The organism is Prosthecobacter vanneervenii (assembly GCF_014203095.1).
Classification (GTDB): domain Bacteria; phylum Verrucomicrobiota; class Verrucomicrobiia; order Verrucomicrobiales; family Verrucomicrobiaceae; genus Prosthecobacter; species Prosthecobacter vanneervenii.
The window spans coordinates 21,102-46,050 of the sequence record NZ_JACHIG010000008.1 but is presented as its reverse complement, the minus strand read 5'-3'; the positions used below and the strand labels follow the sequence as shown (position 1 = coordinate 46,050).

Below are 24,949 nucleotides of genomic sequence, written 5' to 3'. Positions count from 1 at the left end.
CTTTATGAAATCACTTCTTCTCAGTCTGTTTTCTCTGATCTCTGCGGCGGCCGCTGCTGCCGAACTGCAAACCACCGGAGCCGGCATCGAAATCTCAGCGGGCAGTCTCGGCAGTTTTGTGCTGACGTATCCGGAGTTCGATCCCGGCAGCAAGCAGATCGAAGTCAAAGCCGCAGGTGCGGGCGCGACGGTGCGCTATGACAGCGGTGCGGAGTGCTCAGTGAAGATCAATCAAGGTGAAATCGACCTCGCTTTCAAAGGCGTGCCTTCAGGCGTGAAGTCATGGAAGATGTCCGTGCTGATCGACATCGGCTTTGCCAAAGGCGGCGCCTGGAAGATCGCGGACAAGGAAGGCGCGTTCCCAGCGGAGAAGTCCACGCCGCCGCAGTTCGCCAGCCTGAACGCCACCAGCTTCCTGCTGAAAAACGCCCAGGGCCAGAGCCTCAGCTTCACCACGCCGGACTTCGCTTTTCAGCAGCTCACCGACAACCGCGAGTGGAACTGGGCCATCTACAACTGGTTCTTCATGGTGCCTTTTAATGCAGACAATCCATCAGCCAAAATCCGCGTCACCTCGGATCTCGCCTCAGTGACCAAGCTGATCGACTCGTTCGGACAGAGCATCAAAGACACCTTTCCCAACAAGCTCAAAAGCTTGGAAGAACTCAAGGCCGACGTGGCTTCTGACAAGGCCTACTACAACAGCATCGAAACACCCAGGCTGGATCGCTTCGGCGGCCTTCCCGGCAGCGGTGATACGCTGGGACTGAAGAAGACCGGCTTCTTCCATGTGGAGCAGAAGCAGGGGAAATCCTGGCTCGTGGATCCAGATGGCAATGCCTTCTTCCACCTCGGCATCTGCGGCTTTGCGCCCAGCGATGACTACACCTATGTCAAAGGACGCGAGGGCATCTACGAGTGGCTGCCGAAGGCGGAGGGCGAGTATGCCAGCGCCTTCCGTGCCGGGGATGGAGATGCTCATTTCTCCTTCTATCTCGCCAACACGATCCGCAAATTCGGCGTTCCCTACGATTACGAAACGCACGCCACACGCATGATCGAGCGCGTGCGCAAATGGGGCTTCAACTCCATCGGAGCCTTTAGCCCCACGCCGGACAAAGCGCATGTGAAGGCTGATTTTCCGTATGTGACCAGCCTGCCGATCAACGCCTGGGAAGGCGTGCCCCGCATCCCGGGAGCGCATGAGGTGTGGGACCCGTATGATGCCGGCACAGCGCAGAAGATCGCGGAAAACATGGCGCGTGAACTGCCCGCACATGCCGGCGATCCGCTGCTCATTGGCTACTTCATCGTGAATGAGCCGCGCTACGATGAGCTACCACGCGTGATTCCCTCACTGACTGGCGGCCAGGCCTGCAAGCTGCGCTTGGTGGAGGCCCTGAAGAGCAAGTATCAAACTATCGAAGCCTATAACGTCGCGTGGCAGGCCAAGGCGGCCACGTTTGATGAACTGACTGGCATCGGGCTTGCCGTGGCCACAGATGCCGCCAAGGCGGACGTGAAAGCCTTTGTCGGCGAGTTCATCGAGACCTACTTCGCGCAGATCGAAAAGATCTTCCGCCAGCATGATGCAAACCACATGCTGATCGGAAGCCGCCTGCAGCCCGTGACGATCAATGACGAGCAGCTCTGCCGCATCATGGGCAGGCACCTCGATGTGGTGTCCTACAACTACTACACCTTCGGCGTGGACACCGCCGCGCTGAAACGCTTTCACGAATGGACGGGCAATAAGCCGATGATGCTCAGCGAATTCTTCTGGGCTTCGCCGAAAGACAGCGGACTCATTGGAGGACGCGAGGTCAGCAGTCAGCAAGAGCGCGGACTGGCGTATCGAAACTACGTCGAGCAGAGCGCCGCGCTTGGCTTCGTCATCGGCATCGAATGGTTCACGCTCATTGATCAGGCCACGACGGGCCGCTGGTTTAGCAAATATAACGGCGAGAGCTACAACACCGGCCTCGTCAGCGTGGCGGACCGCCCCTGGAAGGACATGCTGGCGGAGATGATGAAGACGAACCACACGATCTACGATCTCCTGCTCGGGAAGCGCCCGCCCTATGCCTGGGATGATCCGCGGTTTCACGTGCAGGAAAAGTAAAGGCCTCAGGTCAAGGATGGTCATCCAGGTGCCAAGGATGCGCATCCGGCCTGGGTTGTCAGTTGAGCTGGTGCTCGGCCAGTCTGTTGGATAGGATTTATTTTATGCCTGCCCAACCCAAAATCGTCCAGCTCGTGGCCAGCGGTGACCTGCGCCTTTCCGCCAATCAAACCTGCTGGCCCGCTCAGGCCGCCATGGAGAAAGCCCTGGCGGCTGCTCTGAAAGCCGAAGGCTGGAAGATCAAGCGTGCGCATGCGTTGGATCCCGTGAAGAAGCACGGCTTCATCGACTCTCAGCGCATGGGCATCGAGGTGTTTCGCTGCATTGATCCCGACGCCCCGCTGATCGTGGCGGAGGCCGTGTGGCAGTACTCGCATCATGTCCTGGCCGGGCTGACCACGCATCGCGGTCCGATTTTGACCGTCGCCAACTGGAGCGGCCAGTGGCCCGGTCTGGTGGGCATGCTGAACCTGAACGGCTCCCTGACCAAGGCAGGCGTGAAATACTCCACGCTCTGGAGCGAGGACTTCACCGATGCGTTTTTCAAAACGAAGCTGAAGCAGTGGCTGAAGACCGGTCGCATCGCGCACGACCTCAGCCATGCCCGCAAGCTGGAGAAAGTGAAGATGCCCGCAAAGCCAACAGCCCTCGGCAAAAAACTGGCCGCCACGCTCCGTGCCGAGAAGGCCATCATGGGCATCTTTGACGAGGGCTGCATGGGCATGTTCAACGCCATCATCCCTGACCACGCGTTGCATGCCTGCGGTGTGTTCAAGGAGCGGCTGAGCCAGTCGGCGCTCTATCATGAGACGCTTCAGGTGAGCGATGCCGATGCCCTGGCTATCCACACGTGGCTGGAAAAGAAAGGCATGACCTTCCATCTGGGCAGAGATCATACCACGCAGCTCACCCGCGAGCAGGTGCGTCTGCAGTGCAAGATGTACGCGGCGGCACTTCGCATCGCGGATGATTTTGGCTGTGACTCCGTCGGCATCCAGTATCAGCAGGGTCTGAAGGACCTGCTGCCAGCGAGCGATCTCGTCGAAGGCATGCTCAACAACGCAGACCGTCCGCCAGTCAAATCTCGCGATGGTAGGCGCACCCTCTGGGCCGGCCAGCCGCTGCTGCATTTCAATGAGGTGGACGAATGCGCCGGACTGGACGGCATGCTGACGCAGCGCGTGCACCGTGCGCTGCAGCAGCCCGTGGAAAACACCCTCCACGATGTGCGCTGGGGCGAGGCTTTTGGCGGCGACTATGTCTGGGTCTTTCTCATCAGCGGCGCGGCACCACCCGCGCATTTTGTGGGAGGGTGGAAAGGCGCCGAAGGCTTCCGCCAGCCCGCCATGTATTTCCCCAATGGCGGATCCACCCTGCGTGGAAATTCCAAACCGGGCGAGATCATCTGGTCACGCATCTACGTGCAGAATGAGTCGCTGCACATGGACATCGGCCGTGGCTGCGTAGTCGAGCTTCCGCCTGAGGAAACCGAGCGCCGCTGGCAGCTCACCACCCCGCAGTGGCCCATCATGAGCGCCGTAACCTATGGCGTGAGCCGCGACCAGTTCATGGCCAAGCACCAGGCCAATCACGTGCAGGTCGCCTATGCCCATGACGCCAAAGCCGCCAACGACTGCCTCTTTGCCAAGGCCGCCATGGCCCGCGCCCTGGGAATCCAGGTGAATGTGTGCGGAACCTTGTCACGTTGATCTCTTTCCTTTTTCTCTCATGAAGTTTCTCCAACCACTCCTGCTGGCCTGTCTTTGCAGCCAGGCTTTCGCTGCCGACGGACTCACCGCGCTCAAGTACAACAACCCCGGCCTCGTCGTTGATCTCGGTGTCGGCCTCTGGGCCTGGCCCCTGCCCATGGACTTCGATGGCGATGGCGACCTCGATCTCGTGGTGAACTGCCCGGACAAGCCCTACAACGGCACCTACTTCTTTGAGAACGCCAGCGGCGACACCGCAAAAAACAAGATGCCGGTGTTCAAGCCCGCCAGACGCATCAGCTCTGGAAAGCAGAATGTGCAGGTCAGCTATGTGGATGGCAGGCCCGTCGTGCTGTCTCCCGGTCGTGAATATCCCGACTTTCTGAAAACCGGTCTGGAGCATGAGAAAAAACTGCCCGTGGATGCCAAGGTGCATCCCAACAAAATCCGCGCCGACATGTGGCGCATGGTGGACTATGACGGCGATGGCAATCAGGACCTCATCGTCGGCGTGGGCGACTGGACCGAATACGGCTGGGACAATGCCTACAATGAGAACGGCCGCTGGATGAACGGCCCCATCCGCGGCTATGTATATGTGCTGCGCAACACCGGCACCAAGGACAAGCCCGCCTATGACAAGCCGAAGAAGCTCATGGCCACCGACCGTCCAGTGGAAACCTTCGGCTGGCCTTCGCCCAACATGGCCGACTTTGATGGCGATGGCGACCTGGACCTGCTCTGCGGTGAGTTTCTCGATGGCTTCACCTATTTCCAAAACACCGGCACCCGCACACTGCCGAAGTACGCACTCGGCGTGCGCCTGAAGGCAGACACTGGCCGCTACCTCACCATGGATCTGGAAATGATCACGCCCACCGCCATCGACTGGGACAAGGACGGTGATCTCGATCTCATCTGCGGCGATGAAGACGGCCGTGTGGCCTTCATCGAAAACACCGGCAAATTTGAAAACAAGGCGCCTGTGTACGCCGAGCCTCGCTACTTCCAGCAGGAGGCCGATCAGGTGAAATTTGGCGCGCTCGCCACACCCGTGGGTTTTGACTGGGATGGCGATGGCGACATGGACATCATCTGCGGCAACACCGCCGGGTATGTGGGCTTCATTGAAAACCTCAGCGGCAAGGGTGTAGAGCAGCCCAAGTGGGCGGCCCCGGTGCGCCTCGAAGCCGAGGGCAAAGTAATCCGCCCTATGGCAGGGCCAAACGGTTCCATCCAAGGCCCCTGCGAGGCCAAATGGGGCTACACCACGCAGACCGTTGCCGACTGGGATGGTGATGGACTGCCGGACCTCATGCTGAACTCCATTCTCGGCAAAGTCGTGTGGTACAAAAACATCGGCACGCGCTCAAAGCCAAAACTGGCCGCAGCACAGCCCGTCGAGGTGGAGTGGGACGGCCCGCAGCCCACTCTGGCCTACGGCTGGCTGCGTCCGGAAGGCAAGGCCCTGCTCACCCAGTGGCGCACCACACCTGTGGCCGTTGACTGGAACAAGGACGGCCTGACCGATCTCGTCATGCTCGATCAGGAAGGTTATCTCGCCTTCTTTGAGCGGGCGAAACAGAAAGGCAAACTGGTGCTCAAGCATCCGCAGCGCGTACTCTGCGCCGCTTCGGATGCCAAGGCCCCCGGCCTGATCGACAAGGCGCTCGAGCACATGAAGGTCAAGACGCCCGTCGCCATGAAGCCCGGCGAACCTCTCCGCCTCAATGCTGGCCTCGCTGGCAAAAGCGGCCGCCGCAAGATCTGCATCATGGACTGGGACCAGGACGGCAAAATCGACATCCTGCTCAACTCAGCCAACGCCAACTTCCTCCGCCAGACCTCCAGCAGCGATGGCAAATGGTTTTTCGCCGACATGGGCCTCCTCATCGACACCAACATCGAAGGCCACGACGTCAGCCCCACAACTGTCGATTTCAATGCCGACGGCCTGCCAGATTTCGTCGGCGGCGCGGAGGATGGGCACCTCTATTACTTGAAGAACCCGAAGGCAAAATAAGGAGTCATTTTCTCCATGCGCGGCGTCCGGCGCTGAGTAGTGACAAGAAATGACCTTTCTCGAATTTCTCGCTTTGAGCGCCGCCGGCGGCACCGCCGGGGCGATCAATGCGATCGCGGGAGGTGGCACGCTGCTGACGTTTCCTGTGCTGCTCATGTGCGGCACGCCGCCCGTGCTGGCCAATGCCACCAGCACCGTGGGGCTGGTGATCGGCACGGCGGGCAGCATCGTGGGCTTTCGCGGTCATTTGAAGGCCATCCGCACGCGGCTGCTGCAGTTCATCCCGATCTGTCTTGTCGGCGCAGCGGTCGGGAGCTGGCTTCTCACACGCACGAGCGACGACCAGTTTTCAAAGCTCATTCCTTTTCTAGTGCTCTTTGCCACGGTGCTGTTCTTTCTGCAGGGCTTCCTGCGTCGGTCACAGCCAAAGGAGGCAGGCCATTCAAACGCGCTTTGGTTCTCCATCGCCCTGCAGCTTCCGGTGGCTATCTACGGCGCGTTCTTTGGCGCGGGCATCGGCATCCTCATGCTGGCCTCGTTTGGCTTCATGGGCATGACGAACATACACGAGATGAACACGCTCAAAAACGTGCTCGGCTCGCTGATCAATGTCATCGCCGCCTTGTGGTTCATCGCCGTCGGCATGGTCAACTGGCCGCAGGCGCTGGCGCTCACAGCAGGCGCGTTGGTGGGCTACTATTTAGGCGCACGCTGCTCTCAGCGCATCGCGCCACAGCGGGTGAGAAACCTCATCACTCTCATCGGCTTGGTCATCTCGGTGCTGATGTTCTGGAAGCAGTTTGGCTGATCATTCCGCTACACCAGCTGCCACGGACCACGCATCGGCCGCGTTAGCATGGCGGCTGCCTCGGCATCGTCCAGCACCTGCTCTTTCGCTGGATCCCAGCTCAGCTTGGCGCGGTTTAGCCTCAGGGCAATATTGGCCAGATGAGCGATGGTGATGCTGCGATGCGCATACTCAATCGGCGCCGCCGTCTTTGCGCCGTTCTGAATGCCGTCGATGAAGTTGCGGAAGTGGTCCTTGCTCTCGTAAAGACGCACATCGTTTTCGGCCAGCGGCTTGCGCAGGGCATCCGGCTTGATCTCCAGCTTGCCGCGCATGCTTAGCACGCTGCCTTCTTCGCCTTCAAACAGGATGCCCGAGCCAAAGTCTTGCTTGTCCGCCACACATACCGTGGTGCCGTCCTCGTAACGATAGGCAAAGGAGAAGTTCGGTGCCGTGCTGTAGAGACTTCCCGGTGCTGGCCACGTGGCTTTCAGGTCGAAGAACTCCACCGGTCCACTTTCATCCTTCCCCAGCGCCCACTGCACGATGTCGAAATGATGCGCGCCAAAGTCGGTGATGTTGCCGCCGGAGTAGTCAAAGAACCAGCGCCAGTTGGAGTGCAGCCGTGCCGGGCAGAAGGGGGCGTCAGGCGCAGGGCCCAGCCAGAAGTCATAGTTTAGCCCCTCTGGCACAGGCGTGGGGGCCGTTTGTGCGGCACAGCCGTTGTTGTCGCGGTTGTCACTCGCCAGCCCTACTCGGATTTGCTTCAGCTTGCCAATCTTGCCATTGCGCACGTACTCGCAGGCCATGCGGAAATGGATGTCGCTGCGCTGCTGGCTGCCTGTCTGCCACACGACCTTGCTCTGGCGCACCACGTCGCTCATGAAGCGTCCTTGCGCCACCGTGAGGCTCAGCGGTTTTTCGCAGTAGATGTGCTTTCCGGCGCGTGCCGCTGCTACGGCCATGAGTGCATGCCAGTGGTCTGGCGTGGCGATCTGCACGGCATCCACATCCTTGCGCGACAGCACTTCGCGGAAATCCTCGTGCACGGCGCAGCTTTGGGTGCCATAGCTTTTGTCCACCAGCCGGCGTGCAGGTTCGCGGCCCAGTGTGCCTGCCTTTTTGATGATGCCCTTGTTGTAGCGGTCAGACTCTTTCTCCACATCACACACCGCCATGACTTGCACCCGCTCATCATGCAGGAAGTTTTTCACCACATCAGTGCCTCGGCCTCCGCACCCGATCAGTGCCAGCGTTGTCCGGTTGGAGGGGGCCACTGCTCCGTTCTTTCCCAACGCGGTGCCCGGGATGAAGGTGGGGAACCCCAGCGCAGTGCCGACGGCGGAGCATTGCTGGAGAAAGTGACGGCGCGTGGTTTGGGCTGGTGCTGGCATGGTGCCTTTCAAACGTCATTTCTGGCGCGGTTCTTCGATTAAGTGATCACATGTTTAATGATTCAAAATTAGTCACTTGCATCAGTGTCAGGCTTGAGGTTGGGTGGCATGAATATTATTAGGTTTAAAAAATGAGCTTGGAAAAAATTGAAAGAAAATACTATGATGCACGCGTTGCTCACAAATACGATCCGTCATGAAAACGCGCATCTTCTCCTGCTTAGGCCTCTTTGCTGCGGCAATGCCGCTTTCTGCACATGAATTTACTGATCTCCAAGGGCGCAAGCTGGAGGCAGAGATTGTCAGCGCCGCCGCAGGTCAGGTGACTCTCAAGAGGACTGCGGATGGACGAGTCTTCGCCGTGCCCGCGACCACATTTTCCACAGCCGATCAGCAGTTCATCACTGAGTGGGCTGACAATAACACAAAGTACAGCTTTGAGGTAACTTACACCAAAAAGAAACTTAACGAGACACGCACGAAAAGTGGGCCGGTGACTTACGAGGACGAAACGTGGATCTACAAAATCAACATCAGAAACCGTCTGCCCACCACCGTTGGCGACCTGCGTGTCGATTATTGGTGCTTTAGGCGTGAAGACACCGGCAAAGGCAAGGGCTCTGCACGGATTGAAACTTCTGGCAGCAGCAGATTAGCCAGCGTCGTCGGTTCCGGGACAGCGACCGTGGACACCAAGGAGATCATTCTGCACAAGCAGGAGCTTAATGGTGGCTACTACTGGGCTAATGGAGACAGTTCCATTCAATCTGACGGCATGGGAGGGTTGGTCGTGCGCATCTTCGACCGCAAAGGACGTGAAGTTTACCAATGGTCCACCAAAGAGGATCTGATGGCCGCTGCCGTGGGCAAGACACAATCCAACGGCTCTCGTTCCCAATCCTCCAACAGTCCCAAATAGTTTGCTGGCATCCACGGGTTTGAGCGTTACGTAATGCGATGGCTGCGCCGGGCCGCAAACCCGGCACGCTTTGTGTTTTGGACCCCGTCAAGCGCACCCTCAAACCACGCGGCGCCAGAAAGGCTGCGAGCCGTTCACCGACACCCTCTTCCGGGCGTGCTCGGGGGGATGCACTCGCCTTGGTGGACCTGACGCTGAATGCCGCCGAGTTTCAGCGAAAGCTGGATCAGCCAGAGGTGACGCTGGACCACGTCACCCTACAGGCCTTTGGCTTTGCAGCGGCACTGCTGGTGCGGCATGCGGAGAAAAACCGGCCCGGCAGCCGGGTGTGGATTCTCTGCGCGGATGTCAAAACACAGGATCATGTGCATGCCGAGCTTGGTGTCTGGCAATGCCCGGCGCTGTATCTTCCACGCCTTGGTCAGCTCGTGAATGACGCCTTGGTGGACCCGGAACTTTTGGCAGAACGCGCAGGAGTGCTGGGCCGCATGACCGAGGGCGATTCGCCCGTCATGGTATTGTGCGCCGACAGCTTGGAAGAGCCTGCACCTGCGCTGGCGGAAATCTCCAGCCAGCGCCGAGTCCTCAAGGTGGGCGGCACCTTGAACGTGGAGGCGCTGCTGCGGGATCTGGCCGAGGCGGGTTATGAGCGAGTTCCGGTCGTCACAGAGCGCGGCCAGTTCGCCCGTCGTGGCGGCATCGTGGACTTCTTTTCCTGGCAGGCGGAGGAGCCGCTGCGGCTGGAATTTTTCGACGATGAGATCGAGTCCATCCGTGCCTTTGACCTGCACAACCAGTCTTCGGTCAAGCGGCTGGAAAGCGTGGGCGTCATCCTTCAGATGAGCGAGAATGCCGAGGAGGCCTCACGCGTGCGTGAGCACCTGCGCAAGGGCGACTTCGTCATTGCCATCGATTGTGAAGCACAAGCCCATGCCCACATCCTCAGCGGCGCTGCGCCAGTGGAGGGGCTGGAGGACTTTTCTGCGGCCATCCATGAGAACCCGCTTGGGGTCTTTGACGCGTCCGACTTCGTACTGCATGAGGCACGGCGGGAGCACTTTGCCCGGCAGATCCGTGAATGGCATGCGGCCGGGTGGCGCTCGGTCATTTTCTTTCACAATGAGGCCGAGCGTGAGCGCTTTGCCGAGCTGCAGGGCGGTCTGCCATCCTCGCTCGAAACCAAGCTCGGGCTGCTGTATCGCGGCTTCACTGTCCCTGCGGCAAAGCTGGCCGTGCTCACCGGTGCGGAGATTTTCGGCCGCCATCAGCACATCCGCCGTCTGCGCGGTTCCAAGCTGGATGAGGCCGAGGTGCTGCGCAAAGCACGCGATGTCATGCGCGATCTGCGCGAAGGCGACATCGTCGTGCATGCCGAGCACGGCGTGGCCCGCTTTGGCGGCATCGAGGTTCGTGACTCTGGCAAGCGCGAGGAGGTGCTGGTCCTGCATTATGCCGAGGGGGCCAAGCTCTTCGTCCCAGTGGCCCACACACATCTCGTCACCCGCTACGTGGGTGTAGGTGGCAAGGCTCCGGCTCTGAGCAAGCTCAGCGAGGCTCGCTGGCAGAAGACTCGCAAAAGCGCGGAAAAAAGCGTGGAGGACTTCGCCGCGCGCATGCTCAGCGTGGCAGCGGAGCGGCAGACGCTAAAGGCATTTTCACATCCGCCTGACACCAAATGGCAGATGGAGTTCGAGGAGTCGTTTTTATATCACGAGACTCCCGATCAGCTGCGCAGCGTGGAGGAGATCAAGCGGGACATGGAGTCTGCCAAGCCCATGGACCGACTGCTGTGCGCCGACGTGGGCTTTGGCAAGACTGAGGTGGCCATCCGCGCCGCTTTCAAGGCGGTGATGGGTGGGCGTCAGGTGGCCGTCCTTGTGCCCACCACAGTGCTGGCCCGCCAGCACTGGGAAAACATCCGCGAGCGCATGAGCGGCTTTCCAGTCACGGTGGAAATGCTCTGCCGCCTCACTCCTCCCGCCAAGGAGCGCGAAATTTTAAAGGGCATCTCAGATGGCACGGTGGACATCGTCGTGGGCACGCACCGGGTCATCTCCAAGGACGTGAAGTTCAAAAACCTTGGGCTCGCCGTGGTGGATGAGGAGCAGCGCTTCGGCGTGAAGCACAAGGAGAAGTTCAAGGACCTCTTCCGCCTCGTGGACGTGCTCACCCTGAGCGCCACGCCCATCCCACGCACGCTCTACCTCGCGCTCATGGGCATGCGCGACATGAGCACCATCGAGACCCCGCCGCCCAACAAGCAGGCGGTGCAGACCATGATCTGCCCCTACGACGAGCGCACCATCAAGCAGGCGGTGGATGCCGAGATCGAGCGCGGCGGTCAGGTTTTCTTCCTGCACAATCGCGTGATGACCATCGAAAAAGTGGCACAGCGCATCCGCGACCTCTGCCCCAAGGCCCGCGTCATCATCGGGCATGGCCAGATGGACAGCGAGTTGCTGGAGGACGTCATGCACACCTTCGTCGATGGCGGTGCCGATGTGCTGGTCTGCACCACCATCATCGAAAGCGGTGTCGATATTCCCAATGCCAACACCATCATCATCGACCGCGCAGACCGCTTCGGCCTGGCGGATCTCTATCAGCTTCGTGGGCGTGTGGGGCGCGGCGGTGTGCAGGCCCATGCCTACCTGCTGCTGCCACAGGATGCCGTGACCGCTGGCGATGCGCGCAAGCGCGTGAATGCCATCAAGCAGTACGCCGGCCTCGGCAGTGGCTTCAAAATCGCGCTGAGAGATCTGGAGATCCGCGGCGCAGGCAATCTCCTTGGAACCGAGCAGAGCGGCCACATCGCCGCCGTGGGCTTTGATCTCTACTGCCAGATGCTCAAGCAAAGCGTGGCGCGCATGCAGGGCCGCCGCGTGGCTCGCCCGGTCGAGGTCGGCCTGCGTTCGGACTTCCTCGTCATGAGCGAGGCCCAGATGACCCAGGCGGACAAAACAGCCACCCCTGCCTTCATCCCGGCCAGCTTCATCGAGGATCTCAAGCTCCGCATCACTGCCTACCGCCAGGTAGGCGAGATCATGACGCGCAAGGAGCTGGAAGACCTGGAGGAACAGTGGCGCGATCAGTATGGCGAGAAGCTGCCTCATGCCGTGCAGAACCTCCTCACCTGCGCCGCCATCCGCCTCGCGGCCGCACATGCAGGCATCGGCGATGTCGAAATCAAAGACCGCAAGCTCATGCTCAGCCGCAATGGCAAGTTCGTCATGATCCAGGGCAAATTCCCGCGTCTCAATTCCCGCGAGGGTCACAAACAGCTCGCCGAAGCTCTGGCCATGCTTCGCACACTTACATAGACAACGCTGTTTCCAGCAGCTTCCCCGCCGTTGCTTCCCCATGCTCATAATAGTGTTTGAGCCGTTTGGGAGCAAAGGGTGACGGGCGTGGATGCGTCGTCGTGATGAAGGTGAGTTTTTTTCCGTGCAGCCGCGCCAGCTCGATTCGGTCGGCCAGAAGCTGGCGGTTCATGGACTCATGTGTCGCTGCGATGGTGCCTAGCATACGATGCAGCGGCAGACGCGGCGGCCTGCCTTGTGGCTGTACGATGCGGTGCACAATGATGTGGTCGATGCCTTCGTCAGTAAACCATGGGTCGATGGGCGACTCGTGGGCCACGCCGCCGTCGGTGCACAAGCGACCTTCAAATTCCAATGGGGAGAAGAGCATCGGCACGCAGCAGCTGGCGGCCATCGCGGTCGCCAGATGGCCTGTTTGCGCAAAAATGGTTTCCTGGCTGACCAGATCGCTCAAGGCGATCATGAGCTTCGGATTGGAAAGCGACTCGATGGCACGCCTGCCGACGAGCGATTCAAAATGAGAGATGGCTCCCCGCGGATCAAAAAAGCCGGGGTGGCGAAAGAAAAAGCTCCCCACGATCTGATGCCAGATCCAGCGAGTACGCCTGGCAAAGGCAAGGTACATCCAAGGGCTCAGCACCGCTCGTTGGATGGCCTCCTGCTCCAGACCTGAGGCATACAGACCTGCGGCGATGGCCCCTGCCGAAGAGCCTGAGATTGCCACCGGTCGAATCCCTTGCGCATGCAGCCGCGCCATGAAACCAGCATGCGTGGCATAGCCCATGAACGAGGCCCCCAATGAGATGGCGATGCGTGGTGGGGAGCTCATGCGCACTGGGGTTGTGATGAAATATGGACGGTGTGCCTGACACGCAGAAACAACACTCCGCCGATGACTCCCCAGAAGAGATTAAAGATCCATCCGGCCAGGGAGGCGGAGACACCCACGGCTTCGGGCACATGGGCCAGACCTGCCAGCAGCGCCTCAAAGGTGCGCTCACGCACACCCAGCCCGGAGATGGAAACCGGCAGCGATGCCGCAGCATCCACCACAGGCATGGCCGTCAGTACATCCAGCACAGGTGCCGAGCCTCCCACCGCACGCAGTCCGCAGTAGAAGCTCATAAAAAACGCCGTGTGCATTCCGGTGGATACCACGGCGGCTGACAGCGTGCGCCGCCAGAGCAGGGCAAAGACATCGTGCACCTGCTCCGCGCGTGCCAGGATGCCAGCCAGCTTGGGGTGCCCCATGGTGCCTGGAAAAGTGCGCCTTCCCCAGGCCAGCAGGTTCGGTTTAAATGAGATCCAGCTGATGATCAGGCCCGCCAGCCCGCCGCCGACGTATGTGCCGTAACCTGTAAAGAGCATGCGCAGATCATAGCCCAGCTCGCTCCAGTGGGAGGCGCGCAGTAGCATGCAGGTGCCAAAAAGAAACGCCACGGAGATCAGGCCCGTAAGATGATCCAGCACCAGTGCCACGCTTACCGGCATGGTTTGTCCGGGCAGGCGCCGGGAGAGGGACATGATCTTGTACGTGTCTCCACCCACTACACCCACGGAGCTGATGTTGAAAAAGGCGCTGATGAGCTCCGTGTGCAGCACGATGCGGAAGGGCAGATCCGGCACCTGTCCGCGCAGGATGATGTGCCAGCGCATTGCTGCGAGAAAGAGTGCGAGAAACGCAACCGCGATCCCTGCCAGCGTCCATGGCCAGTTGGTCAGCAGGGCGCGCAGGCGTGGTACGATGTCTGCGATCAGGTCATGCTCCCGGAACAGCAGCGCCAGCAGCACGCCACTGATCAGCAGACGCAGGGAGATGGAGATGAGGCGTTTCAAAACGCAGGCCGGGCTGGAAAATCAGGCCGTCGCCTTCTGGTCCACAGCTTCGGCGATCGTATTGACACTGTGCAGGATGCGCTTGGCCTGGTCCTGGTCAGCCATTTTAAAGCCGAAGTGTTTTTCGATCATCACCACCAGCTGTAGGGCGTCCACCGAATCCAGGCCGACACCTGCAGGGCCAAAGAGGGGGGTGTCATCGCCAATTTCATCTGCTGTCATGTCGAGCATGAGTTCGCTGATCATCAGTTCTTTGAGGCGCTGGCGGGTCGGCATGCAGGGGATACGAGTCGTAGGGTGCAGAGGGTAGGCTAAAGGAGGCCTCCGTCAATTTTCAGGGTCGTGCCAGTGATATAGCTCGCATCCGTGCTGGCAAGGAAGAAAACCGCCGCAGCGATCTCCTCCGGCCTTGCAAAACGGCGCATCGGCAGCTGCATTTTCAGCGCTTTGAGGTGCTCTGGAGTCCATTCGGGTGGCAGGCCGCCCTCAATGTAGCCGGGGCAGATGGCATTCACGGTAATCCCCATGCGCGCAGATTCCTTCGCCAGGCTCTGCGTCAGTCCGATCACCCCGGCCTTCGCGGCGGAGTAGTTCGTCTGGCCTGCAGGGGATGAAATGGCGCTCAGGGAGGCGATGTTTACGATCCGCCCCTGCCGTTGCCGCATCATGGCGGGCAGCGCTGCCTGGCACCCGTGAAAGACGGCATTCAGGTTCGCATCCAGCACGCGGGACCATTGGTCCTGCGCCATGTTGGCCAGCAGGGCATCTTCGTGAAAGCCTGCATTGTTCACCAGCACGCTCAGCGGCCCGCCATGCGCCTCGATGTCCGCCACAGCGGCCTTCCAGGCATCGGGGGAGGTGACTTCGAGAGAAATCAAAGCCGTCCTGTCTGGAAGGCGTGCGGCAAGTTCTTCGGCCCTGTCCCGCCGCTCACGCACACCGAGAAACACGCGGCAGTCCCCCTCTCGTGCGAGGAAAAATTCGGCTATGGCCAGGCCCAGTGCACCATTGGCACCAGTGATCAAAATGCTGCGACTCATCGCAGAGCTTTGGAGTCCGCAGCAGCCAGTTGCAAGTCACTTCATCACCCCGCTCCAGACCTTCGGAGAGCGCACCCCTGGGCGTGCTTCGCCTCCAGGAATCACGATCTGCTTCTGCCAGGGCACGACGTTCGTCGTCACGAGGGAAAACGGCACCTCGCCCGCCTGGCTCCAGGTCTGGGTTTTGACATCAAAGGCTAGAATCGAGCGCGGGAAGCCCGGATGTTTCTCCTTGGGCTCAAAGTTCACATTGGCACCGTCATCACCACCAATCACGAGGATCTTGGAACCCATGACCGGCGCAGGAATCGGAGCCGCCACCGCCACGCGTGGCATATCGGGCAGCTTGGTCCATCCGGTGCCCTGCTGGTAGGCCCACGCATCATTCAACCATTCGCGCTCAGCCTTGCCGTCCTTGCCCGCGTGCAGGGCCGCACCGCTGAAAAGGTGGACCACGCCGTTCGCAGCCGCCATGCAGGCCAGGATGCGCGGTTTGCCGGGGCAGGGGGGCAGCTCCTGCCATTTGGCGTCGGCTTGTTTCAGATCCAGTGACCAGAAGGTGTTCATCGCCGTGGTGGCCGTGGGTGTTTCGATCCCCCCGCAGAGATAGATCACATCGTCGCTCGCGCATCCGCACATGAAGGCGCACGCTTTTGGCAGCGGCGGCAGTTGGGCGTTTTTCCCCACCCAGAACACCTCCCGAAAGTGCTCAGTCGCATTCCCACCGCCCAGGATGATCCAGCCTTGCGGGGTCGTGATGCTGACCCCATACCCGTTGGCTTTGGGCAGCTTGCCCGCCACACGCCAGGTGCCGTCCGGCTTGTCCAGGGCATAGACCGTGTCGTACCAGAGCTTGGTGCCGCCTTCCCATGGCATCTTGTCGCGGAAGTGGGTGCCACCGGCCACCATCAGCACGCCATCCACCACCCCGGCAAAGGATCCGGCAAATCCTCTTTCATCAGGCAGGGAGGGCAGGGGAGACCATTTTAAATCAGCGGCGGAGAGGGTGCATGCAAGGGACATGAGGCAGAGCAGCGGGCGAAGCATGGCCGGCATTAAACGCAGGTTTGATGATAGTTCCGGCATATTGAGTGCTTATTTTGGTTTCGATCATGCTCACTCTTTCTGGCAAATCCCACGGCAAATTTTGCGATGGCGTTTCGCGTCGCGACTTCCTGCGCATTGGTGGTCTGGCCATGGGCGGTTTGTCCCTGCCGGAGCTGCTGAAGGCAGAGGCCGAGGCGCGTACCGGGCGCAGCTTCAAGTCGGTGATCATGATCTATCTTTGCGGTGCTCCACCTCATCAGGACATGTATGACCTGAAGATGGACGCTCCGCTGGAAATCCGAGGTCCCTACAAGCCCATCAAGACCGCCGTCCCCGGCATTCACATTTCCGAGCACGCACCAAGGCTGGCCAAGATCATGGACAAGCTGGTGCCGATCCGCAGCATGTACGGCTCTCCAAATGGTGCTCACGACAGCTTCATCTGCTACACCGGCAAGCCCCCGCCTCCCAATGGCGGCGCCGCACCTGTGGGCCGCCTGTCCGATCCGCCCTCCTTCGGCTCTGTCATTTCCAGGCTCAAGGGGCAGGCGGATCCCGCGATGCCTGCATTCGTCGGTCTCGCTCCCAAGGCCGGTCATCCGCCCTACGGCTCTCCCGGACACCCTGGCTTCTGCGGCAACACCCACGCTGCCTTCCGCCCCAATGGCGCAGGCATGGACGATCTACAGCTCAACGGAATCACTCTGGACCGTCTGGAGGATCGCCGTTCGTTGCTCACCGGATTCGACTCCTTCCGTCGCGAGCTCGATGCCAGCGGCCTCGTCGGCAGCATGGATGCCTTCAATCAGCAGGCTCTCAATGTGCTGACTTCCAGCAAGCTCCTCACCGCACTCGATCTGACCAAGGAGAGTGTCAAAACCCGCGAACGTTACGGAAAGGGAGATCCCAAAAATTATGGCGACGGCGCTCCGCTCAATCTTGAGCATTTCCTCCTCGCCCGCCGCCTCGTCGAAGCCGGTGCCCGTGTGGTCACGCTGAACTTCGGTCGCTGGGATTTCCACGACAACAATTACCCGCAGCTCCTGCGCCACCTGCCGCTCTTCGATCAGGGCATGAGCGCCCTCGTGGAAGACCTGCACGAGCGTGGTCTCGACAAAGACGTGGCCGTTGTCGCCTGGGGCGAGTTTGGCCGCACCCCGATCGTAAACAAGGAGGGCGGTCGCGACCACTGGCCTCGCGTCGGCGGTGCCCTTCTGGCTGGTGGCGGACTGCGTACTGGTCAGGTCATCGGCGCTACCGACAAGCTCGGCGGCGAGCCCACCGAACGTCCTGTGCATTTCGGCGAAGTCTTTGCCACGCTCTACAAGCACATGGGCATCGACACGGTGAAAACCACCCTCAACGATCTCACCGGTCGTCCACAATATCTGGTCGATGGCTGGCAGCCGATGCCGGAGCTGATCTGATTCTTGCAGGCTGCTTGCCTGTGCTGTCAGCATGCGTTATGTTTGGAGCATGTATCCTGTCAAAACCACGATTCCTGAAGGGCTGGTTCTGAAAGACGGGGACGAAGCGGATCTTAGAGTGGTAATCCGTGACGGCGCGATCGTGGTGACTAAAATCCTCAGAAAAAAGTCTGCAGCAGAAACAACCGCGCCTGAGCACACCATCACGCTCGGCGTTTGGAACCGGAAATAGACCCTCATGGAAAGGCCCTAGCCCGACAGCGCGTATTTTGGCCCTGCATGTCTTGGTCGCATCCAGCATCCACCGTTTCCCGCCGCGAAGTGATTCAGGCTGGAGCAGTAGGATTGTTGGGGCTTGGCATGAACCACCTGAGTGCCCTTCACGCCATGACTGCGGCCACTCAGCCGCCGCGCGCAAAGTCGGTCATCTACATCTTCCTCTCCGGCGGCCTTGCGCAGCATGAGAGCTTCGACATGAAGCCCGATGCGCCCATGGAAATCCGCGGCGAGTTCAAGCCCATCCGCACCCGCACCCCAGGCCTGCACATCTGCGAGCATCTGCCCGGTCTGGCGCGCATTTCGGAAAAGTGGTCCCTCGTGCGTTCTCTCACGCATGGCAGCAGCGATCACTCGCTCGGTCACCACATCATGCTCACAGGCCGCAGCGATGCGCCGCTGGGCTTTGATCCCTCCAAGCCGAAAAAGTCCGACCACCCCAGCATGGCGGCGCTCGCCACTGCCCTGCTGCCCAAGCGTAAGGATAACCTGCCGCCCGCCATCGTTCTGCCTGACAAGCTCGTGCATCGCGAAGGCCGCACTCTTGCGGGGCAGTTTGCCGGCACTCTCGGTGCACAGCACGAGCCCTGGTTTTTGGAGATGTCGCCCTATCACCCCAAGCACTACGGGGCCTATCCGAAATATCTCTTTCACCACGAGCGTGGTTTTGAAACAGATCCTTCTCTGCGCTTTCAGGCTCCGCATCTCTCGCTGCCGCAGGGCCTCACGCTGGACCGCGTGATGGACCGCGTTTCACTCCGCAATGCCCTGGAGCAGCAGACTGAAAATCTCACCGCTCTGGCCGGAGATGAGGCCTTCGATTCCACCCGCCAGGCAGCCATCGGCCTGCTCAGCAACCGCAAGGTGCATGACGCCTTCAGTTTGGCGAAAGTGGACCCCAAAATGCTGGACCGCTACGGCCGTCACAGCTTCGGCTGGTCTTTGCTCATGGCCCGCAGGCTGGTGGAAAGCGGTGTCCGCATGGTGCAGGTGAATCTGGGCAACAACGAAACCTGGGACACGCATCAGGCCGCCTGGGGCAATCTGAAAAACTACCTTCTGCCGCCGATGGATCAGGCCGTGAGTGCCCTGCTGGAAGATCTCGATGCCAGCGGGCAGTTGGACGAGACCCTCGTCATCATGGGCGGCGAATTCGGCCGCACCCCCAAGATTAAGAGCATCTCAGCCAAGGCCCTGCCCGGACGTGACCACTGGGGCCACGCCCAGAGCATCCTGCTCGCCGGTGGTGGTATCAAGGGAGGCCGGGTCATCGGAGAAACCGACAAGATCGGCGGTTATCCAGTCAGCGATGCCCAGACGCCTGAAAACCTCGCGGCCACCATCTACGAGGCGCTGGGCCTGCCGCGCGAGACCATTTGGAACGACTTCACCGGCAGGCCGCACACCTTGTACATGGGCTCGCCCATTGGCGGGTTGACGTAACCCTCATTTGCCTTTCCGCTCCGTCTTCGCTGTTACGTCTTTTCCATCGGAAGTGATCTCAATGTTCCCATGCCACGCGGTTACAAACACCTGCGTTCCCAGCGGCTCAAACTGCTTGGTCAGCTTCTCGCCTGGCGACGGCACTTCGCTTCCAGCGTAGAAATCCAGGCATGAGGCAATGGCATACTTGGGGTTCGTCGCCGCTGCAAACTCGGGATGCGTGTTGAAGCCGTGGTGTGGCGCTGTGACGACGGCCGCTTTCAGCCTCTCGGCAGGATTCTTTTCCAGTACGTATCGCTGTCCCGTGCCGTAAGCGTCTCCAGGGAAAAAGAGGACGTTTTGGCCGTGCTGCATGCGCAGAAAGAGCGAGTTCGTGTTCAGCAGGCCGTGTTCGGTTATCTTGGCGGGATCCGTGTCCACGTTGTGCATCGTTTTCGGCGGCGAGAGCACCTCGACGGTCAGATCTGGGTCAAAGTCGAGTTTGTCGCCCTCGGTGGCGGCGATGTATATCGCGCCACGCTCCTGCGCATGCTGGCGCACGCGGTTGTAGGCCAAGGTGAAGCCTCGGGCGGAATAGCCGGTGTCTACAAAGGTCTTCACCGGCAGGTGATCCAGCAGCCACATCGCGCCGCCGTAGTGATCACCATGCGGGTGGCTGATGGCGATGCCGTCGAGCTGTGTGATGCCGCGTGCTTTGAGAAAGGGCTCAATGGTGTCGCGTCCGGCATCATATGGCTCCGATTGCGGCCCGGTGTCGATCATCCACGTCCTCCCGCCCGGTGTCTGCACCACTACCGCCAGCCCGTGTTTGGGCATGTTCAGGTAGGTGATGATAAGCTTGCCATCGGCGGCTTGAGCCCATGTCGCAAACAGCAGCCAGAGGAAGGTGAAGAGTTTCATGCGCGTTTGAGCTTGTCCCAGCCTTGGGCCGGCTGTCGAGGCAAATCCCGCCACTCCGGCACCTGCGCAATGGTATGCTCCATCAAATCGGCGCATTGTTCGGCGATGATCACCAGCGTGTTCCGCATGCCTGCGCTCTCGGCCATTTCATTCATTGCTTCAAACTCAAGCCCGCCGCTCACACGTTTCGCCTCCTCGCTGTCGCGTTGAACCACACGCAGCACATCCTCGGTGTGGTGCGGCAGCCAGCGGCGGTTCTCAGCCAGCACAGCGGCCAGCAGCGGCTGCAGCTCCGGCTTCCACCCTGCATCAAACACCTCCGCCAGCTTGCCGCGCTTTGCGTCCACACGCATGTAGTGTGGCTGGATCGTCTCCACCGGCGTGGCCGCCATGTCGCGGAAGGTCTTGACCCAGTCGATGCCCAGCTCTCCTCCAATCGTATGATAGGTAAACTGATCCTGCACGATGCGGTTTCTGGGAGTGTAAACGCCATCCAGCAAATGCATGCGGATGCCGGGCTGGATGGACTTGATCAGCGAATCCCCGACCATGTGCACCATCCAGCCCAGCGCATACGCCAGCCCTCGCTCGGAGCTCATCTCATCGCGAATCGCCAGCGCGCAGTAGTCCGCCAGATGGTCCCACGGCACGCGCAGCGGCATGTCCTCCTTGCTCCAGCCAAACACCAGATGCGCACGGCCATAAAACAGCTCATGAATCTCCTTGGGCCGGTATTTCCGTCCGTCATGCTCCAATGTCCACGGCTTCACGGCACCACCCGTGATCGGGCTCTTGTCCAGAGGCACGGTGCCAAATCCCACCTCGCGTCCAGTGTCCGCACAGACAGCCTCAGGCATCACCTGGATGTCACAGCCGAGATACGCACCACACAGAAAACTCGGCAGATGACGTTCGATCAGTGGTGTGACGGCCAGCCCCCTGCCTTTGGCTGCCTTCAGCGCCAGGATGCCGTACATCGTGTGTCCAATCAGTCCGCTCATGCCTGTCTCTCAACGCCGGATCAGCAAGAGAGCTGTCATCGCCTCCGTAGGTTTACAGCACTCAACCAACCATGCTCTCCATCCACTCCCATTCCGGCGGCGGCTACTGCGATGGCGTGTCGCGTCGAAATTTCCTCAAAATCGGCGGTCTGGCCATGGGTGGGATTTCCCTGAACGATGTCCTGCATGCGGAGGCCGTGCAGAAAACTGGCCGCTCGCACAAGGCGGTGATCATGATCTTCCTGCCCGGCGGCCCTTCTCATCAGGACATGTTTGACATGAAGCCGGACGCGCCGGGCGAGGTTCGCGGCGAGTTCAAGCCCATCTCCACCAACGTCCCCGGCATCCAGATTTGCGAGCACCTGCCTCGTCTGGCCAAAATGATGGACAAGTGCACGCTCATCCGCTCGCTGGCGGACTGCGACTCGCGCCATGACGCCTTTCAGTGCCTCACCGGCCGCAGCACCAAGCAGCAGCCTCCGGGCGGCTGGCCCTCGATGGGGGCTGTCGTTTCCCGCCTGCAAGGTGTCACAAATCCAGCCATGCCGCCGTTTGTCGGTCTGTCACCCAAGATGGGCCACATGGAGTGGGCACGCACCGGAGAGCCGGGTTTCCTCGGCGTTGCGCACGCGCCCTTCCAGCCCAATCGCGGCGGCGGCACGGAGGACATGTCTCTGCACGGCATCACCCTGGATCGCCTGCGTGATCGCAAGACGCTGCTTTCCAGCTTCGACACCTTCCGCCGCGACATTGATGCGACTGGTCTCATGGGCGGCGTGGATGTCTTCAATGAGCAGGCGCTCAATGTGCTGGCCAGCCCCCGTCTGCTTGAGGCGCTCGATCTCAGCCGTGAGGACCCGCGCATCGTCGAGCGCTACGGCAAAGGCGAAAACCGCAACCGCGATGACGGCGGCCCGCGCCTGCCCGAGCACTTTCTCGCCGCGCGTCGTCTTGTCGAGGCCGGCGCTCGTGTCGTCACGCTCGCCTTCAGCCGCTGGGACTACCACTCCAACAACTTCGGCCAGTTGCGCGAGGATCTGCCGCTGCTCGACAGCGGACTCACCGCGCTCATCTCGGACCTGCACGAGCGTGGCCTCGACCAGGATGTCTCCGTGGTCGTGTGGGGAGAGTTTGGCCGCACTCCGATCATCAATAACAAAGGCGGTCGCGACCACTGGCCGCGCGTCGCTTCAGCGCTCCTGGCATGCGGTGGCATGCGCCATGGGCAGGTCATTGGCGCCACGGACAAGCTCGCTGGCGAGCCCACCGAGCGGCCCGTCGCCTTTGGTGAGGTCTTCGCTACCCTCTATCACCAGATGGGCATTGATGTCACCAAGGCCACGCTGACTGACCTCACCGGCCGGCCTCAGTACCTCGTGGATGGGCACCTGCCCATGCCTGAGCTCGTGTGATCCAGCCCGCCGAAACGGTTGGGATGGCAAAGAGACATATTTTGGCACGACAAAATGTGTCCCCAGCTCCCGTAGGTTCCCTCTGTCATGAATCTGCCCCGTCTCACCCTCATCGCCGCCTTGTCTGCCGCCGCGCCCTCTTTCGCAGCGGACGCCCCTCGGCCGTTGAACTTTGCCAACGACATCGTGCCCATTCTCACCAAGGGCAGTTGCAACTCTGGCGGTTGCCACGGCAAGTCCGGTGGGCAGAATGGTTTCAAGCTCTCTCTACTCGGCTTCGAGCCCCAGGAAGATTACGAGCACATCGTCAAAGAGGCGCGTGGTCGCCGCGTCTTTCCCGCAGCGGCGGAGCAGAGCCTGCTCCTGACCAAGGGCACCGCCCAGCTCCCGCATGGTGGTGGCAAAAAGCTCGACCCTAATTCCGAAGATTACGCCGATCTGGCACGCTGGATCCGCGAGGGCATGCCCTACGGCAAAGACACCGACCCCAAGATGGCCAGCATCAGCGTCGAGCCAGCCAAGCTCACCATGCCGCTCAAAGGTGCGCAGCAGCTCAAAGTCACCGCCCATTACACCGATGGCAGCACACGCGATGTCACCAAGCGCGCTCTTTATGAAGCCAATGAGAAAGCCATGGCTGAAACCAACGAAACCGGCCGCGTGCAGCTTTTTGACCTGCCCGGTGACGTTGCTGTGATGGTGCGCTATCAGGGCAAGGTGGCCACCTTCCGCGCCACCGTGCCGCTCGGCGCTCCTGTGGAAAAACTTCCCGCCTCTCGCGGTTTTGTCGACGACCTGGTTTTTGCCAAGCTGAAGACCATCGGCATGCCGCCTTCTGATATCGCTGACGACGGCACCTTCATCCGCCGCGTCACCCTCGACATCGCCGGCCGCCTCCCCACAGCGGCTGAGATGAAGGACTTCATCGCCTCCAAGGACGCCGGCAAGCGCAGCGCTCTCGTCGACCGCCTGCTGGACAGTCCCGAATACGCCGAATACTTCGCCAACAAATGGAGTGCCCTCCTCCGCAATCAGCGCACTCAGCCCATCTTTGCCCGCGGCAGTTACCTCTTTTATTCCTGGATTCGCGACAGCATTGCCGACAACAAACCCTACGATCAGTTCGTTCGTGAAGTCGTCGCTGCAGCTGGAGACATCGACCAAAATCCTCCCGTCGCCTGGTATCGTCAGGTAAAGGAGATGAAGCAGCAGATGGAGGACGTCGCGCAGCTCTTCCTCGGCACCCGCATGCAGTGCGCGCAGTGCCACCATCACCCCTTTGAGAAGTGGAGCCAGCAGGACTACTACGGCTTCGCCGCCTTCTTCAGCAATGTCAGCCGCAAACCTTCGACGTTTGTGGGCGAGGAGATGATCTTTAGCAAACGTGGCGTGGCGCAGACCACCAACATCCGCACCAAGGAGGCCGTGACTCCCACCAGCCTCGGCGGGCAGGCCCTCAAGCTCAAGCCTGAGCAGGATCCCCGGCTGGCTCTGGCCGACTGGATGAGCAGCAAGGACAACCCCTTCTTTGCCCACACGCTGGTCAATCGCTACTGGAAGCACTTTTTCAACCGCGGCCTCGTCGAGCCTGAGGACGACATGCGCGAGACCAACCCTCCAGTGAATCCTGAACTGCTCAGCGCTCTCGCGACTGACTTCGTAAAGAGCGGCTACGATTTGAAGCACCTCATCCGCACCATCACCAATTCCACCACCTACCAGCTCAGCGCCGTCCCAAACGCCCACAACGCCAAGGACCGCCAGAACTTCAGCCGCTACTACCCCAAGCGCCTGAACGCCGAAGTGCTCTACGACTCCGTCAACACACTGCTCGATGTGGAGAGCAACTTTGCCGGTCAGGCTCCTGGCACGCGTGCCGTCGCGCTGCCGGACAACAGCTACAATCAGAGCACTTACTTCCTCAGTGTCTTTGGCCGGCCCGACTCCTCCAGCGCCTGCGAGTGCGAACGCACCCAGGAGGCCAGCCTCGCGCAGAGCCTCCACCTGCTGAACGCCGCAGAGATCCAAACCCAGCTCTCCCGTGGCAATGGCCGCGCCGATTCGCTCACCAAAGACACACGTCCTGACGACGACAAAATCTCCGACCTCTACCACATCGCCCTCAGCCGCGATCCCAACGCCGCCGAGATCAAATTTGCCCGCACTCATCTCGACAAGAAAACCACAGGCAAAACCGGCGACGAAGCCTTCAAGGGCAAAAAAGAAGCCTATGAGGACATCCTCTGGGCGCTGCTGAACACCAAGGAGTTCCTGTTCAATCACTAAGCGCCCT

General features: G+C 60.6%; 19 protein-coding genes. 11 read left to right on the top strand and 8 right to left on the bottom strand.

All coding sequences use genetic code 11. The features are described 5' to 3' along the window. Positions 1-4: 4 nt before the first annotated feature. From HNQ65_RS17615 to HNQ65_RS17600, 4 genes are all read left to right on the top strand, one after another. Positions 5-2,122: a hypothetical protein gene (locus HNQ65_RS17615; RefSeq protein ID WP_184341353.1), complete on the top strand. Its 2,118-nt coding sequence runs from the start codon at positions 5-7 to the stop codon at positions 2,120-2,122. A 104-nt stretch (positions 2,123-2,226) separates the two neighbouring features. Beyond that, the gene (locus HNQ65_RS17610; protein ID WP_184341351.1) at positions 2,227-3,831 is read left to right on the top strand and encodes a fucose isomerase; all 1,605 of its coding nucleotides are present in this window, start codon (positions 2,227-2,229) and stop codon (positions 3,829-3,831) included. 19 nt (positions 3,832-3,850) lie between these two features. Next, positions 3,851-5,854, top strand: coding sequence for an FG-GAP repeat domain-containing protein (locus tag HNQ65_RS17605; protein WP_184341349.1), 2,004 nt, complete (start codon positions 3,851-3,853; stop codon positions 5,852-5,854). A 49-nt stretch (positions 5,855-5,903) separates the two neighbouring features. Beyond that, positions 5,904-6,662, top strand: coding sequence for a sulfite exporter TauE/SafE family protein (locus tag HNQ65_RS17600; RefSeq protein WP_184341347.1), 759 nt, complete (start codon positions 5,904-5,906; stop codon positions 6,660-6,662). A gap of 8 nt (positions 6,663-6,670) precedes the next feature. Here the strand turns inward: HNQ65_RS17600 and HNQ65_RS17595 are convergent, their stop codons facing one another. Next, positions 6,671-8,035: a Gfo/Idh/MocA family protein gene (locus HNQ65_RS17595; RefSeq protein ID WP_184341345.1), complete on the bottom strand. Its 1,365-nt coding sequence runs from the start codon at positions 8,033-8,035 to the stop codon at positions 6,671-6,673. Between the two features lie 196 nt (positions 8,036-8,231). Between HNQ65_RS17595 and HNQ65_RS17590 the strand changes: the two genes are divergently transcribed. Both HNQ65_RS17590 and mfd read left to right on the top strand, forming a co-directional pair. After that, the gene (locus HNQ65_RS17590) at positions 8,232-8,954 is read left to right on the top strand and encodes a hypothetical protein (RefSeq protein WP_184341343.1); all 723 of its coding nucleotides are present in this window, start codon (positions 8,232-8,234) and stop codon (positions 8,952-8,954) included. A gap of 38 nt (positions 8,955-8,992) precedes the next feature. After that, positions 8,993-12,274: a transcription-repair coupling factor gene (gene mfd, locus HNQ65_RS17585; protein WP_184341341.1), complete on the top strand. Its 3,282-nt coding sequence runs from the start codon at positions 8,993-8,995 to the stop codon at positions 12,272-12,274. Here the strand turns inward: mfd and HNQ65_RS17580 are convergent. From HNQ65_RS17580 to HNQ65_RS17560, 5 genes are read right to left on the bottom strand one after another with little or no spacing between them, the layout of a single operon-like run. Next, a complete protein-coding gene (locus HNQ65_RS17580; protein WP_184341339.1) occupies positions 12,267-13,103 on the bottom strand; it encodes a patatin-like phospholipase family protein in 837 nt (278 codons plus the stop codon). The genes mfd and HNQ65_RS17580 overlap by 8 nt on opposite strands. Further along, positions 13,100-14,110, bottom strand: coding sequence for a lysylphosphatidylglycerol synthase transmembrane domain-containing protein (locus tag HNQ65_RS17575; protein ID WP_184341337.1), 1,011 nt, complete (start codon positions 14,108-14,110; stop codon positions 13,100-13,102). The genes HNQ65_RS17580 and HNQ65_RS17575 overlap by 4 nt, the downstream gene beginning before the upstream one ends. Before the next feature lie 21 nt (positions 14,111-14,131). Beyond that, complete coding sequence (locus HNQ65_RS17570; RefSeq protein ID WP_184341335.1) at positions 14,132-14,386, bottom strand: phosphopantetheine-binding protein; 255 nt, start codon at positions 14,384-14,386, stop codon at positions 14,132-14,134. 35 nt (positions 14,387-14,421) lie between these two features. Next, complete coding sequence (fabG, locus tag HNQ65_RS17565) at positions 14,422-15,150, bottom strand: 3-oxoacyl-ACP reductase FabG (protein WP_184341332.1); 729 nt, start codon at positions 15,148-15,150, stop codon at positions 14,422-14,424. Positions 15,151-15,186: 36 nt separating this feature from the next. Continuing rightward, entirely contained in the window at positions 15,187-16,197 is a 1,011-nt protein-coding gene (locus HNQ65_RS17560; RefSeq protein ID WP_184341331.1) for a galactose oxidase, read from the bottom strand. A gap of 65 nt (positions 16,198-16,262) precedes the next feature. On the opposite strand from HNQ65_RS17560, the gene HNQ65_RS17555 reads away from it, so the two are divergent. From HNQ65_RS17555 to HNQ65_RS17545, 3 genes are all read left to right on the top strand, one after another. Continuing rightward, positions 16,263-17,624: a DUF1501 domain-containing protein gene (locus HNQ65_RS17555; protein WP_184341329.1), complete on the top strand. Its 1,362-nt coding sequence runs from the start codon at positions 16,263-16,265 to the stop codon at positions 17,622-17,624. Positions 17,625-17,673: 49 nt separating this feature from the next. Then, the gene (locus HNQ65_RS17550; RefSeq protein WP_184341327.1) at positions 17,674-17,856 is read left to right on the top strand and encodes a hypothetical protein; all 183 of its coding nucleotides are present in this window, start codon (positions 17,674-17,676) and stop codon (positions 17,854-17,856) included. Between the two features lie 155 nt (positions 17,857-18,011). Beyond that, positions 18,012-19,343 (top strand): DUF1501 domain-containing protein, encoded by a 1,332-nt coding sequence (locus tag HNQ65_RS17545; protein ID WP_221306205.1) that lies wholly within the window; start codon positions 18,012-18,014, stop codon positions 19,341-19,343. 3 nt (positions 19,344-19,346) lie between these two features. Here the strand turns inward: HNQ65_RS17545 and HNQ65_RS17540 are convergent, their stop codons facing one another. Together HNQ65_RS17540 and HNQ65_RS17535 are read right to left on the bottom strand one after the other, a co-directional pair. Further along, positions 19,347-20,243 (bottom strand): ComEC/Rec2 family competence protein, encoded by an 897-nt coding sequence (locus HNQ65_RS17540; protein ID WP_184341323.1) that lies wholly within the window; start codon positions 20,241-20,243, stop codon positions 19,347-19,349. Next, positions 20,240-21,244: a hypothetical protein gene (locus tag HNQ65_RS17535; protein ID WP_184341321.1), complete on the bottom strand. Its 1,005-nt coding sequence runs from the start codon at positions 21,242-21,244 to the stop codon at positions 20,240-20,242. The genes HNQ65_RS17540 and HNQ65_RS17535 overlap by 4 nt, the downstream gene beginning before the upstream one ends. A gap of 71 nt (positions 21,245-21,315) precedes the next feature. On the opposite strand from HNQ65_RS17535, the gene HNQ65_RS17530 reads away from it, so the two are divergent. Both HNQ65_RS17530 and HNQ65_RS17525 read left to right on the top strand, forming a co-directional pair. Next, on the top strand, positions 21,316-22,656 hold the full coding sequence (locus tag HNQ65_RS17530; RefSeq protein ID WP_184341319.1) for a DUF1501 domain-containing protein: 1,341 nt from the start codon (positions 21,316-21,318) through the stop codon (positions 22,654-22,656). 87 nt (positions 22,657-22,743) lie between these two features. Continuing rightward, a complete protein-coding gene (locus tag HNQ65_RS17525; RefSeq protein ID WP_184341317.1) occupies positions 22,744-24,942 on the top strand; it encodes a DUF1549 domain-containing protein in 2,199 nt (732 codons plus the stop codon). The last annotated feature ends 7 nt before the right edge of the window (positions 24,943-24,949 follow it).